Genomic DNA, 16,782 nt, shown 5'->3' with positions numbered 1-16,782 from the left:
CTGTGGGTGTCGCGTCGTCGCTGGCGAGCTGTCGCCGCGACGGGCACACACGATGGTTCGGTCGCCCGAACACAACCACCAAGGTTACCGGCTGCCGTCCGAGAGCGCAAAAACGCGGGCGCCCCCGGCCCGGCACCGCTCCGGACGCCGCGCCTTCCCACCGCTCGCCTAACTATTTCGGGCTCGCCGAGTTCGGCGAGCCCGAAATAGTTAGGCGAGCGGTGGGTGCGGGACCGAGGTCAGCGCGGGTAGAGCAGCACCTGGCTGGCCTTGACCGAGAGCCACACCGGCAAGCCCGGGCTGAGCCCGAGCTCGGCGACCGCGGCCAGGGTCAGGTCGACGGCCAGCGGGTGGCCCTCGGCCCGGCAGTTCAGCCGGGCGGCGTCGCCGCGCTGCTCGACCCCGGCGACCACGGCCGGCCAGACGTTGCGCGGGCTGCCCTCCGGACAGGTCAGATGGACGGCGATCGCGGCCGGGTCGAGCAGCGCCAGAGTAGCCCCGTCCCTGGTCAGGGCGGTGTCGCCGACCCCGTGCACGACCAGCTCGCCGGCCTGCAGGGCGTCCGGTCCCAGCGCCACGCCGGCGATCAGGTTGCGTCCGCCGAGGTGCGCCAGGAACTGGTTGCGGGGCCGGCGCAGCACGTCCGCCACCGTGCCGGACTCGACGATCCGGCCCTCGGACAGCACCAGCACCCGGTCGGCGAGCCGCCACAGGTCGATCAGGTCGTGGGTGACCAGCAGCACCGGTTGCTGCGCCTGGGCGAGGCGCTCGGTGAGCACCTGCCGGATCTCCGCGGCACCCTGGACGTCGATCGCGGCCAGCGGCTCGTCGAGCAGCAGGGCGTCCGGCTCGGCGGCCAGCGCGCGGGCGATCGCCACCCGCTGCGCCTGACCACCGGAGAGCTTGCCCGGACGCCGTACGGCCAGCTCGCCGGCGCCGACCAGCTCCAGCTCCTGCGCCGCCCGGCGCCGCGCCGCCGCGCGCGGCTGCCCGTTGGCGACCAGCCCGAAGGCGACGTTGTCGCGGACGTCGAGGTGATCGAACAGCAGCGGACGCTGGGCCAGCCAACCGACCCGGCGGTGATGCACCGGCACCCGGACGCCGGGGCCGCTGAGCAGCCGTCCGTCCAGCCGGATCTCCCCGGACGCCGGGGTGAGCACCCCGATCACCGCCTCCAGCACCGATGACTTCCCGGCACCGTTGGGTCCGATCAGCGCGCAGGTCTCTCCCGGCGCCACGCTCAGCGCCACCCGGACGCCGCGGGCCGGCAGGTCGATGTCGAGTTCCAGCCCGGTCATGCCGTCCGCTCCCGGCCCACCAAAGTGGTGGCCAGCACCAGCAGCGCGGCCAGCCCGATCAGCACCGCGGCCAGCGCCAGCGAGGTGTCGGTGTCCACCTCGCGCTGCAGGTAGATCTCCAGCGGCAGCGTCCGGGTGGTGCCCTGCAGCGAGCCGGCGAAGGTGATGGTGGCGCCGAACTCCCCCAGCGCCCGGGCCGCGGCCAGGCTGGCACCGGACGCGATCGCCGGACGCAGCGCCGGCAGGGTCACCTGCCAGAGCACCCGGGACGGTCCGGCGCCCAGGGTCGCGGCCACCAGTTCGGCGTCCGGGTCGATGCTGCGCAGCGCCCCCTCGACCGCGACGACCAGGAAGGGCATCGCCACGAAGGTCTGCGCGATCACCACCGCCGCGGTGGTGAAGCCGATCTCAATGCCGCCCAGGCTGAGCACCTGGCCGATCAGACCACGGCGTCCCAGGGTGACCAGCAGGGCCAGGCCGGCGACCACCGGCGGCAGCACCATCGGGACCGTGGCCACGACCCGTCCGAGCGCCACCCAGCGGCCCCGCAGCCGGGACAGCACCAGCGCCACCGGCAGCCCGAGCACCAGGCACAGCACGGTGCTGGCCAGGCAGGTGCGCAGGCTGAGGCCGAGCGCGTCCAGAGCGGCCGGGCTGGCCAGCAGCGCCGGCACCCGCGGCCAGGGCGCCCGGAGCAGCAGTCCCAGCAGCGGCAGCCCCATCAGCAGGGCGCCGAGAACGGCGAGTGCCCCGACCCAGCGGGGCACGGGACGGGTCACGGCGTGACGAAGCCCGCCGCAGCCAGGGCGTCCTTGCCGGTCTGCGAGGTGACCAGGGACACGAACTCGGCGGCCAGCGCCGGCTCGGGCGCTCCGGCGACCACCGAGATCGGGTAGTTGTTCACGACCTGGTCGGAACCCTCGATGGCGACCGTCTGGACCTTGTCCCCGGCCCCCTTGGCGTCGGTGACGTAGACGATGCCGGCGTCCGCCTCACCGGAGGTCACCTTGCCCAGCACGTCGGTCACCTTGCTCTCCTGGGACACCGGCTTCAGGTTCACCCCCAGCTTTCCGGCGAGCGTGTTGGTGGCACTGCCGCAGGGCACCTCGGGCGCGCAGACCACCAGCTTCTTGCCGTTCAGCGAGGCGTTCAGCCCGGTGATCTTGGCCGGGTTGCCCGGCGGCACGACCAGGGTCAGCACGTTGCGCGCAAAGATGGTCTGTTCGCCCGTGGTCAGCTTCGCGGCCACCGCGTTGTTCATGTTCTTCTCGTCCGCCGAGGCGAAGACGTCGGCCTTGGCGCCGCCCTTGAGCTGATCGACCAGACCCGAGGATCCGTCGAAGGTGAACACCACCTTGGTGCCCGGGTGGGACTTCTCGAAGGACGCCCCCAGATCGGTGAACACCTTGGTCAGCGACGCCGCGGCGAAGACGGTCACCTTCTTCTCGCCGGCAGCGGCGGAGGAGCATCCGCTGAAGCCCAGCGCCAGCGCGAGGCCAACGACAAGCCACTTCATTCTCTTCATCGGAAAGCCTCTACTCCTACGTTGGTTGCCTTGACGACGGCCGTGGCGAGCGAGCCCACCTCGAGCCCGAGTTCGCGGACGGCCTCGGTCGAGATCAGCGAGACCACCCGGAACGGGCCGCACTGCAGATCGACCTGGGACATGACGGTGTCGGAGACGATGTTCGTCACCAGACCGGTGAAATGGTTGCGGGCCGAACGGTGACCGACCGCCGGATCGAGGGCGTCGGTGTTCCCGGCCAGTTCCTGGGCCAGCACGGCCAATTCCGCACCGGCGACGACTTGGCGCCCCGAGGCGTCCTGGGACAGGCTGAGGCGTCCCTGGTCGGCCCAGCGGCGGACGGTGTCGTCGCTGACCCCCAACAGGGACGCGGCCTCCGAGATCCGTAGTTGCGTCACGAGCAGGACGATAGCACCGTAGACACGGCATTTTCGGAAGAATCACGGGGTCGGGCGATCAGCCGGAGAGCACTCCGGCGGGCAGTTGTGTCGCAAGGTCTCCCCGGCTCCGGCCGGACGGGGCTTCAGCCGCCGCAGGCGGGCCCCATCCGGCGGAGTTCGTCCAGGTCGAGGGACGGATCGTCCAGCGCGGTCAGCATCGCCGCCCGCTGGGCGTGTCGTCCGCCCGCCGGTTCGGCGGTGAGGAAGGCCTCGACGATCATCCGGGCCTCCCCCGGACCGACCACCCGCTCGCCCACCGCGACGATGTTGGACGCGTTGTGCTGCCGCGACAGCCGGGCCGTGTAGGGCTCGGAGCAGACCACGGCCCGCGCCCCGGCCACCTTGTTGGCGGCCAGCGAGATGCCCACCCCGGTACCGCAGACCAGCATGCCCAGGTCGTACTCGCCGGAGGCCACCTTGTGCCCGACCACGGCGCCCGCATACGGGTAGTCGACCTTCTCGCCCAGCGCCGGGCCCAGGTCGTCCACGTCGTGCCCCAGCTCCCGCGCCTGCGCGATCATCTCGAGCCGGAGTTCGACCCCGGCGTGGTCACTGTGCGCGACGATCCTCATGTGCCCACCTTAAGGGGACGGCACCCACTCACTTCATCAGTTTGTCCGGGTAGAACTGGACGGTCTCGCCGTCGGCATCGACGATCTGCCAGGAGGCGATGGATGCCCGCGGCGCGTCCTGGAATACAGCCGTCAGGACGGCGGCAGTCCTCTCGACCGCGGCCCGCGCGATCGCGTCCGGGTCGCCGAAATCGTCGAGTTCGACCCCGCTGAGCTCTTCCACGGCGAAGCAGCCGTCGACGCTGATCTCGGGCAGCTCCTCGGACCCGGTGATCGACAACTCGACGCGGCTGCCCGCCGCCGTCGGCGCGAAGCTCAGCACGACCCGGTGCCCGTCCTGCTGATCCGGCAGCACCCACCGCCGGCGGCACTCGGGCGGCTGGCAGCGTTCGCGTAGCCGGGCCAGCAGCCGATCGGTCCACTCGTCGAGGTCACGCACGAACTCCGGATGCGGCTCGGCCTCCCCCAGCCTGGGCAGGTCCTTGGGAACCAGCGCATCAAGCCACCGCGCCGTCGCCGGCCACCGCTCCACCCGCTCGAACGACACCTCACCGGGGCTGCCGTCCAGGTCGCTGACTCGCATCGTCAACTCGTACTCGTCGCGGTCGATGACATCGCTCCATCGTCCGCGGCCCTGCCCGGGCAGCCAGAAGCCGTCCCGGGTCAGCACGGCCAGGCCGCCCACGAAGGTGCCGATCGAAATCAGGACGACCGCCGCGACGACCACGATCACCACGGAGCGCAGCCAGCTCCACCACTCCCATTGGAACGCCGCCCACAGCAGCACGGCACCGACCAGCAGCCACAGCGGCGCCGCGATCAGCCAACTCCGCCGCAGCAGGATCACAGGAAACACACAGGCACCCTACCGAGCGAGATGGTCCAGACCCTCCAGAGCTGACATCGACGGGGCCTCAACCGGGCATGCTGGATCGGACGCCCGGGGTGGTTGAGGTCGACCCCACACAGCCGGTACTCACTGACCGGCCAGACGCTCAGGTATCACCCGAACGTAGGCTGAAAGAGCATTCTCCACTTCCGGCCCGAACACGACGCGCACATCGTGCTTGCCACGAGTGGGCTGGATCGCCGAGTTCGTGTACGTAATGCCGGTCGAGCAGATGATGGTACCCGAGCTGACCTCCTTCCCATCGACGGATAATCGATAGGTAGCCGCCAAGTCACCACCGCCCACGCATTGGCCGCTCGCCACCCACCGCTCCCCCTGTAGATCCACCTTCCCCCCCGTTGTGGTTCGTGAGCCGTCATTCCAGACGTCTCGTGCGATCTCTTCGGCGATCGGAGAAGGAACAACAAATGGGGTCGGGACGGAGTACGGCGCGCGAGGGGTCTCCGACGGCGTCGGGGGCGATGATGCGCACCCCGCACCCACCAGCAGAATCAGACTGAAGACGACGAGTCGACCCACGTCCGCCATCCTTCATTGGCTTGCGGATACTTGATTGTTCCGGTTCGAAGGGTCGTCGTCGAACAATTCGCATTGACACGGTACTTCCGATACTTGACCTGCTTCGCCCAAGCAACATACTGTCCGTGCGCATACTTGCCCTTCGGGGCATCCAGAGTGACGGAGTTGGTAATCGTCGTAGAATTGCTGTACAAAAGTTCGAGGCCGAGCGAGGTCTTGGCCTTGGCTAGGACGACACCCGCCTCCGCCTCGACTCCAGCGACCACCTTGATGGACGCGGTCGAATTAATCGAGCGACTGAACGTACTCTTGACGGGCCCTCGGCCGTTGGTGGCCGTGGCAACACCCGGGAATGGTATGTACGTGTTGGCGGCCGTGAGTGAATACTCCGTCTTCTGGACGCAGCAGGCAGCCGGCAAAGCTCGCGGCGACATCCGGTCCACGCTCACGCCCGCCGGAATCGCCTCAGCACACGCAGCGCTAGGCAAGGTTTGAGCATGGGCAGGTGCTAGCGATAAACCGGAACCAGAAATCACGACCAATCCAACAATAGGTCCAAATCGGCCCATCCAGCTATACTTCATGGGATCTCCCGGGGTGGCGGTAGGGATAATCGTAACCTTAGAGTGGGTCACCATCCCCGTCAACGGGAGGCGGCACCATCGCCCAGAAACGGGAACGGCCCCGGGGGAATACCCCGGGGCCGTCCGTCAGCGATCGCTCAGCGCAGGTCGCCGATGTCGAACTCGTCCAGCGACACCGACATGCCGGTGCTGGCGATGTCGTAGTCGTACGGGTCGTAGCTGAGCTCGTAGGCCGCCGCCCGGGCCTCCGCGGTCGGTTCGACCCGGATGTTCCGGTAGCGCTCCAGGCCGGTGCCGGCCGGGATCAGCTTGCCCAGGATGACGTTCTCCTTGAGGCCGACCAGGCTGTCCGACTTGGCGTGGATCGCCGCGTCGGTGAGCACCTTGGTGGTCTCCTGGAAGGACGCCGCCGACAGCCACGATTCGGTGGCCAGCGACGCCTTGGTGATACCCATCAGCACCGGACGGCCCTGAGCCGGCATCCGGCCTTCGGTGACCATCTGGCGGTTCTGGGTCTCGAACATGTTCCGGTCGACCAGCTCACCGGGCAGCATCGAGGTGTCACCCGACTCGATCACCGTGATCCGGCGCAGCATCTGCCGGATGATGATCTCGATGTGCTTGTCGTGGATCGGCGCGCCCTGCGTGCGGTACACCGCCTGCACCTCTTCGACCAGGTGCTCCTGCACCTTGCGCAGGCCGCTCACCCGCAGCACGTCCTGAGGATCGGGCGTACCGGCGTAGAGCTGCACCCCGGCGGCGATGTGGTCGCCGTCGTTGGTGGCGTGCCGGACGCCGTTGTTGTCCTCCCACTCCAGCCGGACGCGGCGCGGCAGCAGGTACTCCAGGTCCTCCTCGCCGTCGTCGCGGACGATGACCAGCTTGCGGTTCCGCTCGCCGTCCTCGATCCGGATCCGGCCGGCGGCCTCGGCGATCGGGGCCTTGCCCTTGGGCTGCCGGGCCTCGAACAACTCGACCACGCGGGGCAGACCCTGGGTGATGTCGTCGCCGGCCACACCACCGGTGTGGAAGGTACGCATGGTCAGCTGGGTGCCGGGCTCACCGATCGACTGCGCCGCGACGATGCCCACCGCCTCGCCGACGTCGACCAGCTTGCCGGTGGCCAGCGAACGGCCGTAGCACATCGCGCAGGTGCCGGACGCAGCCTCACAGGTCAGCACGGAACGCACCTTGACCTCGGTGATGCCGTGCTTGATCAGCTTGCGGATGTTCACGTCGCCCAGGTCGACACCGGCCTTCAGCAGCACCTTGCCCTCGGCGTTGGTGATGTCGGAGGCGAGGGTACGGGCGTAGACCGCGGTCTCCACGTTGCGGGCCGCAGTCGGCTTGCCGTTGCGTCCCTCGGCGGAGATCACCTTGGTCAGGCCGCGCTCGGTGCCACAGTCCTCCTCGCGGATGATGACGTCCTGCGAGACGTCCACCAGCCGCCGGGTGAGGTAACCGGAGTCGGCGGTCCGCAGCGCGGTGTCCGCCTGGCCCTTCCGGCCGCCGTGGGTGGAGATGAAGTACTCCAGAACGGACAGGCCCTCACGGAAGTTGGACTTGATCGGCCGGGCGATGATCTCGCCCTTCGGGTTGGCCACCAGGCCTCGCATGGCGGCGATCTGGCGCATCTGGGTCATGTTCCCTCGCGCGCCGGAGTGCACCATCATGAAGATCGGGTTGTCCCGGGTGAAGTTGGCCTCCATCGCCGCGGTGAGTTCGGCGGTGGCGTCGGTCCACAGCTGGATCAGTTCCTGGTGCCGCTCTTCGTCGGTGACCTTGCCGCGCTCGTACTGCCGGGTGATCTTGGACGCCCGCGACTCGTAGGACGCCAGGATCTCCGGCTTGCTCGGCGGGGTCTGGACGTCCGAGATGGACACCGTGACGCCGGAACGGGTGGCCCAGCGGAAGCCCAGGTCCTTCAACCGGTCCAGGGTCGCCGCCACCTCGATCTTCGGGTAGCGCTCGGCCAGGTCGTTGACGATCTGGCCCAGCTTCTTCTTGCCCACCTCGACGTTCACGAACGCGTAGTCGGTCGGCAGCGCCTCGTTGAACAGCGCACGGCCCAGCGTGGTCTCCAGCAGGAAGCTGCCGTCTGCACGCGCCTCGACGCCCTCCGGCGGCACGATGTCGCGGAACCGGATGGTGCACGGGGCACCGATCGCCAGCTCGTTGCGGTCGAAGGCCATGATCGCCTCGGACACCGACGCGAACACCCGGCCCGCGCCGATCGCCTTCGGCTGCTCCATGGTCAGGAAGTAGTGGCCGATCACCATGTCCTGGGTGGGCATGGTCACCGGACGACCGTCCGCCGGCTTCAGGATGTTGTTGGTGGACAGCATCAGGATCCGGGCCTCGGCCTGCGCCTCCGCGCTCAGCGGCAGGTGCACGGCCATCTGGTCGCCGTCGAAGTCGGCGTTGAAGGCGGTGCAGACCAGCGGGTGGATCTGGATCGCCTTGCCCTCGATCAGCTGCGGCTCGAACGCCTGGATGCCCAGCCGGTGCAGGGTGGGTGCACGGTTCAGCAGCACCGGGTGCTCGGAGATGACCTCTTCGAGGACGTCCCACACCACCGGACGCTGCCGGTCGACCATCCGCTTGGCGCTCTTGATGTTCTGCGCCAGGTTCAGGTCGTCCAGCCGCTTCATCACGAACGGCTTGAACAGCTCCAGCGCCATCGCCTTGGGCAGGCCGCACTGGTGCAGTTTGAGCTGCGGGCCGACCACGATGACCGAACGGCCCGAGTAGTCGACGCGCTTGCCCAGCAGGTTCTGCCGGAACCGGCCCTGCTTGCCCTTCAGCATGTCGGAGATCGACTTCAGCGGACGGTTGCCCGGCCCGGTCACCGGACGGCCGCGGCGTCCGTTGTCGAACAGCGAGTCGACGGCCTCCTGCAGCATCCGCTTCTCGTTGTTCACGATGATCTCGGGCGCGCCCAGGTCGAGCAGTCGCTTCAACCGGTTGTTCCGGTTGATCACCCGGCGGTACAGGTCGTTGAGGTCGGATGTCGCGAACCGGCCGCCGTCCAGCTGCACCATCGGACGCAGGTCCGGCGGGATCACCGGGACGGCGTCCAGCACCATGCCGGACGGGCTGTTCACCGTGTTCAGGAACGCCGAGACGACCTTGAGCCGCTTCAGCGCCCGGGTCTTGCGCTGGCCCTTGCCGGTGGCGATGATCTCGCGCAGCGAATCGGACTCGGCCTGCAGGTCGAAGGTGGCCAGGCGGTTCTTGATCGCCTCGGCACCCATGTAGCCCTCGAAGTACTTGCCGAAGCGCGTCTTCATCTCGCGGTAGAGGATCTCGTCGCCCTCGAGGTCTTGGACCTTGAGGTTCTTGAACCGGGTCCAGACCGCATCCAGCCGGTCGATCTCGCGCTGCGCGCGGTCGCGGACCATGCGCAGCTCGCGCTCGGCACCGTCGCGGACCTTCTTCTTGATGTCCGCCTTGGCGCCCTCGGCCTCCAGCTGCGCGAGGTCTTCCTCGAGCTTCGCCATCCGGGTGTTCACGTCGTTGTCACGACGCTGCTCCAGCTGCTTGCGCTCGACCTCGACCTTGGCCTCCAGCGACTGCTGGTCGCGGTGCCGGGCGTCCACGTCCACCGCGGTGATCATGTACGCGGCGAAGTAGATGACCTTCTCCAGGTCCTTCGGGGCGATGTCCAGCAGGTAGCCCAGCCGGCTCGGGACGCCCTTGAAGTACCAGATGTGGGTGACCGGCGCGGCCAGCTCGATGTGCCCCATCCGCTCGCGGCGGACGTTGGAGCGGGTCACCTCGACGCCACAGCGCTCGCAGATGATGCCCTTGAAGCGGACCCGCTTGTACTTGCCGCAGTAGCACTCCCAGTCCCGGGTGGGACCGAAGATCTTCTCGCAGAACAGGCCGTCGCGCTCCGGCTTGAGCGTGCGGTAGTTGATCGTCTCGGGCTTCTTGACCTCGCCGTGGCTCCACTCGCGGATCTGGTCCGCGGTGGCCAGCCCGATGCGCAGCTCGTCGTAGAAGTTCACGTCCAGCACGTGTTGTTCTCTCTCTCCTGGAAGGACTTGAGTCTGAGTTGTTGGCGACTGAGCGGTTGACTCAGACCTCGTCGAGGGCGGCGAACGAATCGGCGCCCGGGCGGCGGGACAGATCGATCCCGAACTCCTCGGCGGAGCGGAAATCGTCCTCGGAGTCACGAAGTTCGACGACCTGGCCGTCGGAGGACAACACCTCGACGTTCAGGCACAGCGACTTCATCTCCTTGACCAGAACCTTGAACGACTCCGGGATGCCCGGCTCGGGGATGTTCTCGCCCTTCACGATCGCCTCGTAGACCTTGACCCGGCCGGGGACGTCGTCGGACTTGATGGTGAGCAGCTCCTGCAGCGCCCAGGCGGCGCCGTAGGCCTCCAGCGCCCACACCTCCATCTCACCGAAACGCTGACCGCCGAACTGCGCCTTGCCGCCCAGCGGCTGCTGGGTGATCATCGAGTACGGACCGGTCGACCGGGCGTGGATCTTGTCGTCGACCAGGTGGTGCAGCTTCAGCATGTAGATGTAGCCGACGCCGACCCGCTCCGGGTACGGCTCGCCGGAGCGGCCGTCGAAGAGCTGGGCCTTGCCGCCGGCGTCCACCAGGTTCATCCCGTCGCGCTGCGGCAGGCCGTGCTCCAGCAGACCGGCGATCTCGTGCTCGTTGGCACCGTCGAACACCGGGGTGGCCAGCCGGGCATCGCCCTCGACCCGGCCCAGACCGACCTCCTTGAGCCGGTCGGCCCAGGGCTCGTCGACGTCCGCGACGTCCCAGCCGGTCTTGGCGACCCACCCGAGGTGGGTCTCCAGCACCTGACCGACGTTCATCCGGGACGGGACGCCCAGCGGGTTCAGCACGATGTCGACCGGGGTGCCGTCCTCCAGGAACGGCATGTCCTCGACCGGCAGGATCTTCGAGATGACGCCCTTGTTGCCGTGCCGGCCGGCCAGCTTGTCGCCGTCGGAGATCTTCCGCTTCTGGGCCACGTAGACCCGGACCAGCTGGTTCACGCCGGGGGGCAGTTCGTCACCCTCTTCGCGGTCGAACACCCGGACGCCGATCACCGTTCCGGTCTCGCCGTGCGGCACCTTCATCGAGGTGTCGCGGACCTCGCGGGCCTTCTCGCCGAAGATGGCGCGCAGCAGCCGCTCCTCCGGGGTGAGCTCGGTCTCGCCCTTCGGGGTGACCTTGCCGACCAGGATGTCGCCGGTGCCGACCTCGGCACCGATCCGGATGATGCCGCGCTCGTCGAGGTTGGCCAGCATGTCATCGCCGATGTTCGGGATGTCGCGGGTGATCTCCTCGGCACCCAGCTTGGTGTCGCGGGCGTCGATCTCGTGCTCTTCGATGTGGATCGAGGTGAGCACGTCGTCCTGCACCAGCCGCTGGGAGAGGATGATCGCGTCCTCGTAGTTGTGACCCTCCCACGGCATGAAGGCGACCAGCAGGTTGCGGCCCAGCGCCATCTCGCCGTTGTCGGTGCAGGCACCGTCGGCCAGCGGCGAGCCCACCTCGACCCGGTCACCGGCGGCGACCAGCGGACGCTGGTTGATGCAGGTGGCCTGGTTGGACCGGGTGAACTTGGCCAGCCGGTAGCTGCGGTAGCTGCCGTCGTCGTTGGCCACGTCGATGATGTCGGCGCTCACCGAGGTCACCACGCCCGGCTTCTCGGCCACCGTCACGTCACCGGCGTCGACCGCACCGCGGTACTCCATGCCGGTGCCGACGAACGGCGCCTCGTTGCGGATCAGCGGGACGGCCTGACGCTGCATGTTGGCACCCATCAGGGCGCGGGACGCGTCGTCGTGCTCGAGGAACGGGATCAGCGCGGTGGCCACCGAGACCATCTGGCGCGGTGAGACGTCCATGTACTGCACGTCGGCCGGCGCCACCTCGTCGGCGTCGCCGTGCTTCTTGCGGACCAGCACCCGGTCCTCGGCGAAGGCGCCGTCGGCGTCCAGGGTGGCGTTCGCCTGGGCGATGACGTAGCGATCCTCCTCGTCCGCGGTCAGGTAGTCGACCTGGTCGGTGACCCGGCCGTCGACGACCTTGCGGTACGGGGTCTCGATGAAGCCGAAGGCGTTCACCCGGGCGAAGGAGGCCAGCGAGCCGATCAGGCCGATGTTCGGACCCTCAGGAGTCTCGATCGGGCACATCCGGCCGTAGTGCGACGGGTGGACGTCACGGACCTCCATGCCGGCGCGGTCGCGGGACAGACCGCCCGGGCCGAGCGCGGAGAGCCGGCGCTTGTGGGTCAGGCCCGCGACCGGGTTGGTCTGGTCCATGAACTGCGACAGCTGCGAGGTTCCGAAGAACTCCTTCAGCGCCGCCGACACCGGACGGATGTTGATCAGGGTCTGCGGCGTGATCGCCTCGATATCCTGGGTGGTCATCCGGTCGCGGACGGTGCGCTCCAGCCGGCCCAGGCCGATCCGGAGCTGGTTCTGGATCAGCTCGCCCACGGTGCGCAGCCGGCGATTGCCGAAGTGGTCGATGTCGTCGGTCTCGACGATCAGGTCGCCGAGCTGCTCGCGACCCTCGTGCAGCGCCACCACGTAGCGGATCGCCGAGACGATGTCCTCGACGGTCAGCACCTGGGTGTCGAACGGCAGCGACAGGCCCAGCTTCTTGTTGATCTTGTAGCGGCCCACCTTGGCCAGGTCGTAGCGCTTCGGGTTGAAGTAGTAATTCTCCAACATCGCCTGCGCGGCCTCGCGGGTCGGCGGCTCGCCCGGACGCAGCTTGCGGTAGATGTCCAGCAGCGCCTCGTCGGTGTTGGCGGTGTGGTCCTTCTCCAGGGTGAGCCGGATCGACTCGTACTCGCCGAACTCCTCCAGGATCTGCTCATTGGTCCAGCCCAGGGCCTTGAGCAGCACGGTGACGTTCTGCTTGCGCTTGCGGTCCAGCCGGACGCCGACCATGTCGCGCTTGTCGACCTCGAACTCCAGCCAGGCGCCCCGGCTCGGGATCATCTTGCAGGTGAAGATGTCCTTGTCGGAGGTCTTGTCCGGGGTCTGCTCGAAGTAGACGCCGGGCGAACGGACCAACTGCGAGACCACCACCCGCTCGGTGCCGTTGATGACGAAGGTGCCCTTGTCGGTCATCAGCGGGAAGTCGCCCATGAACACGGTCTGGCTCTTGATCTCGCCGGTGTCGTTGTTCATGAACTCGGCGGTCACGAACAGCGGGGCCGCATAGGTGACGTCGCGGTCCTTGCACTCCTCGACCGAGTGCTTGGGATCCTCGAAGCGGTTGTCGCGGAAAGACAGCGACATGGTCTGCGACAGGTCTTCGATCGGGGAGATCTCCTCGAAGATCTCCTCCAGCCCCGACTTGGTGTTGATGTCGGTACGTCCCTCGGCGAGTGCCGCGGCGACCCGGGCCCGCCAGGCCTCGTTGCCGACCAGCCAGTCGAAGGACTCGATCTGCAGGTCGAGCAGATTCGGCACTTCGAGGGGTTCGGCGATCTTGGCGAACGAGATCCGCCCGGAGGCGGAGACGACGTTGGTGTTCTTCGACGCAGAGCGCGAGACGGCCAAGGTGATGGTCCTTCCAAGAAACCCGGTGTGAACCGGTTCTTTGCACGCAGAACGGCCCGCGTCAAATCACGGGTCGTAGGTGAGCGATGGGCAAACAAACACTATAGTCCATCGGACGCCGCTTGCCAACCCCTGTCCTCGTCGACCTCCTCGTCGGCGCGTCCGGGGCGGCGCCGCACGGCCTCCGATCGCCCGCGACCCGGCCGCGGAGCGCCTCGGATCGGCCGGATCGAGAGGACCGCGCGCGACCCGGCCTCCGGCAGGGCAGCGGGCGCCGGCCCAGGTTAGCAATTGCGCTGGTCCGGCCCGGGAACGAGAATGGCCCGGAAACACTGAATCGGTGTCCGCCTGGGGCAACGGGAGGAACCTCACCAGGCGAACACCGACCAGCAGTGCCCATCAACGACACTATCGGGGGGTTGTGTCGTCGACATCTCAATGACACCACTTACTTGACAGCCCTGTCAACTTCTCCATTTGGGCTGTCCATATCTTGGACATGCAGGTCTTGGAGGTCAGCGGCACGCTGCCAGCACTGGCTGGCTTTGCGGAATTTCTCCTGCTTCGCGTAGGCCCCGGCGGCCCTGACGAATGCCGCCCGAGCCTGCTCGGAATGGCCCAGATCGAGTTCGATCTCGGCCAGTAATTCCTCACCGCTGCCATTGCTCACCACCGCCGGGCGCATCGCCGGATCGGCCAGCAGCGCGGTGACCATTTCCGCGGCCTCGGTCGGCCGGCCCTCCAGCAGGGCCAGCTTGGCCTCGGCCTCGCGCAGTTCGAAGACGTCGAAAGTGGTTCCGATCAGGGTCAACCCGCCGCGGGCCACTTCGAGCATCTCGGGGACGCCGTCGGTGATGCCGGCGTCCAGCCGACAGTTGGCCGCCGATCGATTCAGCCGCAACCACAGCCGCAGGTCCCGCCGCGGATTCAGCACCTCCAGCGCCAGGTCGTGCCATTCGACGCCCTTGGCCACGTTGCCCGACTTGAACGCGGCGGTGCCCAGCGCCCAGTAGATGGCGCCCCGCGCGTGCGAGGACTCCACCTGCAGCGAGACGTCCTCCAGCCAGGTGCACAGCCGATCGGTCTCCGCGGTCGCCCGGCCAGCCTCCAATGCGGCGCTGATCAGGCACATCAGTGCGTCGGCCAGCACGATCGGCGGGGCCCCACGGGCCAATTCGACGGCCTGCCCGGCATGCACCAGGGCCATCGGCAACTCGTCGCCCACCCGGTGCGCGGTGGCCGACAGGCACAGCGCCTGGGCCCGCAGGGTGGGCGATGCCGCCGCCACCTGGTGCCGCGCCAGCGACTCGGCGAAGTGGATGGCGTCCACGAACTCACCCTCGGCCAGGGCGGCCTGGGCGCGGACGTACAGCGCCTGCCAATGCCGCTCCGGCTGCCCGGCCTCCAGCGCCGCGGTCGCGGCCCGGGTGGCCAACTCCCCCGCGGTCGTCCAGTCGCGGTCGTACCAGGCACGCTCGGCGACCAGCAGGTGCTCCAGCGCCAGCGTGTTGTCGTAGCTGTCGATCGGTTCGGGCAAGGACGGCTCCATGCCGAGTTCGTCCGCAGTCACTCCCAGCCGCATGGCCAGGAACTCGACGACATCGGGCGGGGCCGCTCGACGCCCGCTCTCCAGATGCGAGATATAGCTACCGGTGTAGCGATCCCCGCCGAGTTCGGCCTGCGACATACCGAGCCGTTTGCGAGTCGCCCGCAACCGAGCGCCAAACCCGTCTTGGGTCAGCGAAGCGGTCAAGACACACCTCCTCGGGGCTTTTTCCAACCTAGTCTGACTACCAGTTGACCCTAGTCTGACTACTAGTTGACAGCTTCGTCAAGTCCCGGTAGTTTTTGTCAACACCGAGACCCAAGACATCCTCCCAGGGGGGAAAATGAACAAGACAATCCGTAAGGCGCTCATTGCCACCGCGGTGCTCCTCGCCATCTCCACCGTCCCCGTTGCTTCGCATGCGTCGAACCAGGCGGGCGGCTTCGGCGATTGGCCCGTCAGCCGGTCGTACCGCTGACCCACTAGCTAGCCCACCCACCCCCGCAAGACAGATCGGCGGCGGACCACCGTGTCCGCCGCCGATTTCTGCATGCCCGCTCGGGACTCCGCCGGTCCGCCGGCCGGCTCGCGTCCGCCGGAAACGACTCGGCGGTGGAACCCCCTGAGGGGTTCCACCGCCGAGTGGGTGGTACGAGTGAGTCAGCTCACTTGACCGAGACGGCAGCGCCGGCGGCCTCCAGGGCCTCCTTCGCCTTCGCCGCGGCGTCGCGGGCGACCTTCTCCAGGACGGTCTTCGGGGCACCCTCGACCAGATCCTTGGCCTCCTTGAGGCCCAGGCCGGTGAGCGCGCGCACCTCCTTGATGACCTGGATCTTCTTGTCGCCGACGGACTCGAGGATCACGTCGACCTCGGAGCTCTCCTCCTCGGCCTCGACGACCTCGACGCCGCCACCGGCGGGCGCGGCGGCGGCAACGGCCACCGGAGCGGCAGCGGTCACGCCGAAGGTGTCCTCGAACTGCTTCACGAACTCGGAGAGCTCGATCAGGGTCATCTCCTTGAAGGCGTCAAGGAGTTCGTCGGTGCTGAGCTTCGCCATGATGTGTTCCTTTCGTTTTACTTCGATGCAGCGTCAGCCGCGTCTTCGGTGGCCTCCGCAGCGGGCGCTGCATCGGTTGCCGGGGCGTCCCCGGCCTGCTTCTGCTCGGACAGGGCTGCCAGGGCGCGAGCGGCCTGGCTGAGCGGGGCGGCGAACAGGCCAGCGGCCTTCGCCAGATTGCCATTCATGGCACCGGCCAGCTTCGCGAGCAGAACCTCGCGAGACTCCAGATCGGCCAGCTTCTTAACCCCGTCGGCGTCCAGGACACGACCGTCCATGACGCCAGCCTTGATGACCAGATGCGGGTTCGCCTTCGCGAAGTCACGCAGTCCCTTGGCGACGGTAGCAACGTCACCGGAGATGAACGCGATCGCCGTCGGGCCGGCGAGGTGATCCTCCAGGCCGTCGATGCCCGCCTCGCGGGCGGCGATCGTGGTCAGCGTGTTCTTCGCAACGGCATAGGTGGCGTCCTCACCCAAGGACCTGCGCAATTCCTGCAGGCTCTTCACGGTGAGACCGCGGTACTCGGTCAGTACAGCGGCAGCCGCGTTGGTGAAGCTGTCCTTCAGCTCCGCAACGGCTGCGGCCTTATCGGCCCTCGCCATGAGTCTCCTTCCCACTTCCGTTGATCTGCCTCGGACATGGAAAAACCCCGGCGCGCAGGGCTACCCGGGGCGAACTCGTGACGAGCTGTTCTGGAGTACCTGCGCGGGCGATCGTTGATCCTTAGGGCACCGAGTGGTGCCACCAGCGGTCTTCGGCTCCGCTCAGTCTAT

The 16,782-nt window shown here is 68.0% G+C and carries 13 protein-coding genes; 1 reads left to right on the top strand and 12 read right to left on the bottom strand.

Features of this window, described 5'->3' with window-relative positions; translation table 11 throughout:
- Nucleotides 1–239: 239 nt before the first annotated feature.
- From QM582_RS01830 to QM582_RS01785, 10 genes are all read right to left on the bottom strand, one after another.
- Nucleotides 240–1,298, bottom strand: a complete 1,059-nt coding sequence (locus QM582_RS01830; RefSeq protein ID WP_415081222.1) for a sulfate/molybdate ABC transporter ATP-binding protein — start codon at nucleotides 1,296–1,298, stop codon at nucleotides 240–242.
- Nucleotides 1,295–2,077, bottom strand: coding sequence for an ABC transporter permease (locus QM582_RS01825; protein ID WP_415081220.1), 783 nt, complete (start codon nucleotides 2,075–2,077; stop codon nucleotides 1,295–1,297). Before QM582_RS01825 ends, QM582_RS01830 begins: the two co-directional genes overlap by 4 nt.
- On the bottom strand, nucleotides 2,074–2,823 hold the full coding sequence (gene modA, locus QM582_RS01820) for a molybdate ABC transporter substrate-binding protein (RefSeq protein ID WP_415081218.1): 750 nt from the start codon (nucleotides 2,821–2,823) through the stop codon (nucleotides 2,074–2,076). The genes QM582_RS01825 and modA overlap by 4 nt, the downstream gene beginning before the upstream one ends.
- Nucleotides 2,820–3,221, bottom strand: a complete 402-nt coding sequence (locus QM582_RS01815) for a TOBE domain-containing protein (protein WP_415081216.1) — start codon at nucleotides 3,219–3,221, stop codon at nucleotides 2,820–2,822. Before QM582_RS01815 ends, modA begins: the two co-directional genes overlap by 4 nt.
- Before the next feature lie 125 nt (nucleotides 3,222–3,346).
- The gene (gene rpiB / locus QM582_RS01810; protein WP_415081214.1) at nucleotides 3,347–3,835 is read right to left on the bottom strand and encodes a ribose 5-phosphate isomerase B; all 489 of its coding nucleotides are present in this window, start codon (nucleotides 3,833–3,835) and stop codon (nucleotides 3,347–3,349) included.
- Between the two features lie 28 nt (nucleotides 3,836–3,863).
- The gene (locus tag QM582_RS01805) at nucleotides 3,864–4,691 is read right to left on the bottom strand and encodes a hypothetical protein (protein ID WP_415081212.1); all 828 of its coding nucleotides are present in this window, start codon (nucleotides 4,689–4,691) and stop codon (nucleotides 3,864–3,866) included.
- A 120-nt stretch (nucleotides 4,692–4,811) separates the two neighbouring features.
- Nucleotides 4,812–5,264, bottom strand: a complete 453-nt coding sequence (locus QM582_RS01800; protein ID WP_415081210.1) for a hypothetical protein — start codon at nucleotides 5,262–5,264, stop codon at nucleotides 4,812–4,814.
- A gap of 721 nt (nucleotides 5,265–5,985) precedes the next feature.
- Nucleotides 5,986–9,867, bottom strand: a complete 3,882-nt coding sequence (locus QM582_RS01795) for a DNA-directed RNA polymerase subunit beta' (protein ID WP_415081208.1) — start codon at nucleotides 9,865–9,867, stop codon at nucleotides 5,986–5,988.
- Between the two features lie 61 nt (nucleotides 9,868–9,928).
- Nucleotides 9,929–13,402, bottom strand: a complete 3,474-nt coding sequence (gene rpoB, locus QM582_RS01790) for a DNA-directed RNA polymerase subunit beta (RefSeq protein ID WP_415081206.1) — start codon at nucleotides 13,400–13,402, stop codon at nucleotides 9,929–9,931.
- Between the two features lie 448 nt (nucleotides 13,403–13,850).
- Nucleotides 13,851–15,116, bottom strand: coding sequence for a helix-turn-helix domain-containing protein (locus QM582_RS01785; RefSeq protein ID WP_415081270.1), 1,266 nt, complete (start codon nucleotides 15,114–15,116; stop codon nucleotides 13,851–13,853).
- A 175-nt stretch (nucleotides 15,117–15,291) separates the two neighbouring features.
- Between QM582_RS01785 and QM582_RS01780 the strand changes: the two genes are divergently transcribed.
- Nucleotides 15,292–15,426 (top strand): hypothetical protein, encoded by a 135-nt coding sequence (locus QM582_RS01780; RefSeq protein ID WP_415081204.1) that lies wholly within the window; start codon nucleotides 15,292–15,294, stop codon nucleotides 15,424–15,426.
- A gap of 187 nt (nucleotides 15,427–15,613) precedes the next feature.
- On the opposite strand, the gene rplL is transcribed toward QM582_RS01780, so the two are convergent.
- The gene (gene rplL / locus QM582_RS01775; protein WP_415081202.1) at nucleotides 15,614–16,006 is read right to left on the bottom strand and encodes a 50S ribosomal protein L7/L12; all 393 of its coding nucleotides are present in this window, start codon (nucleotides 16,004–16,006) and stop codon (nucleotides 15,614–15,616) included.
- A gap of 17 nt (nucleotides 16,007–16,023) precedes the next feature.
- Entirely contained in the window at nucleotides 16,024–16,611 is a 588-nt protein-coding gene (gene rplJ / locus QM582_RS01770; protein WP_415081201.1) for a 50S ribosomal protein L10, read from the bottom strand.
- Nucleotides 16,612–16,782: the final 171 nt, after the last annotated feature.

Origin of the sequence: Micropruina sp. (assembly GCF_047607385.1) — a bacterium.
Taxonomy (GTDB): domain Bacteria; phylum Actinomycetota; class Actinomycetes; order Propionibacteriales; family Propionibacteriaceae; genus Micropruina.
This window is presented reverse-complemented; position numbering and strand designations above follow the sequence as displayed.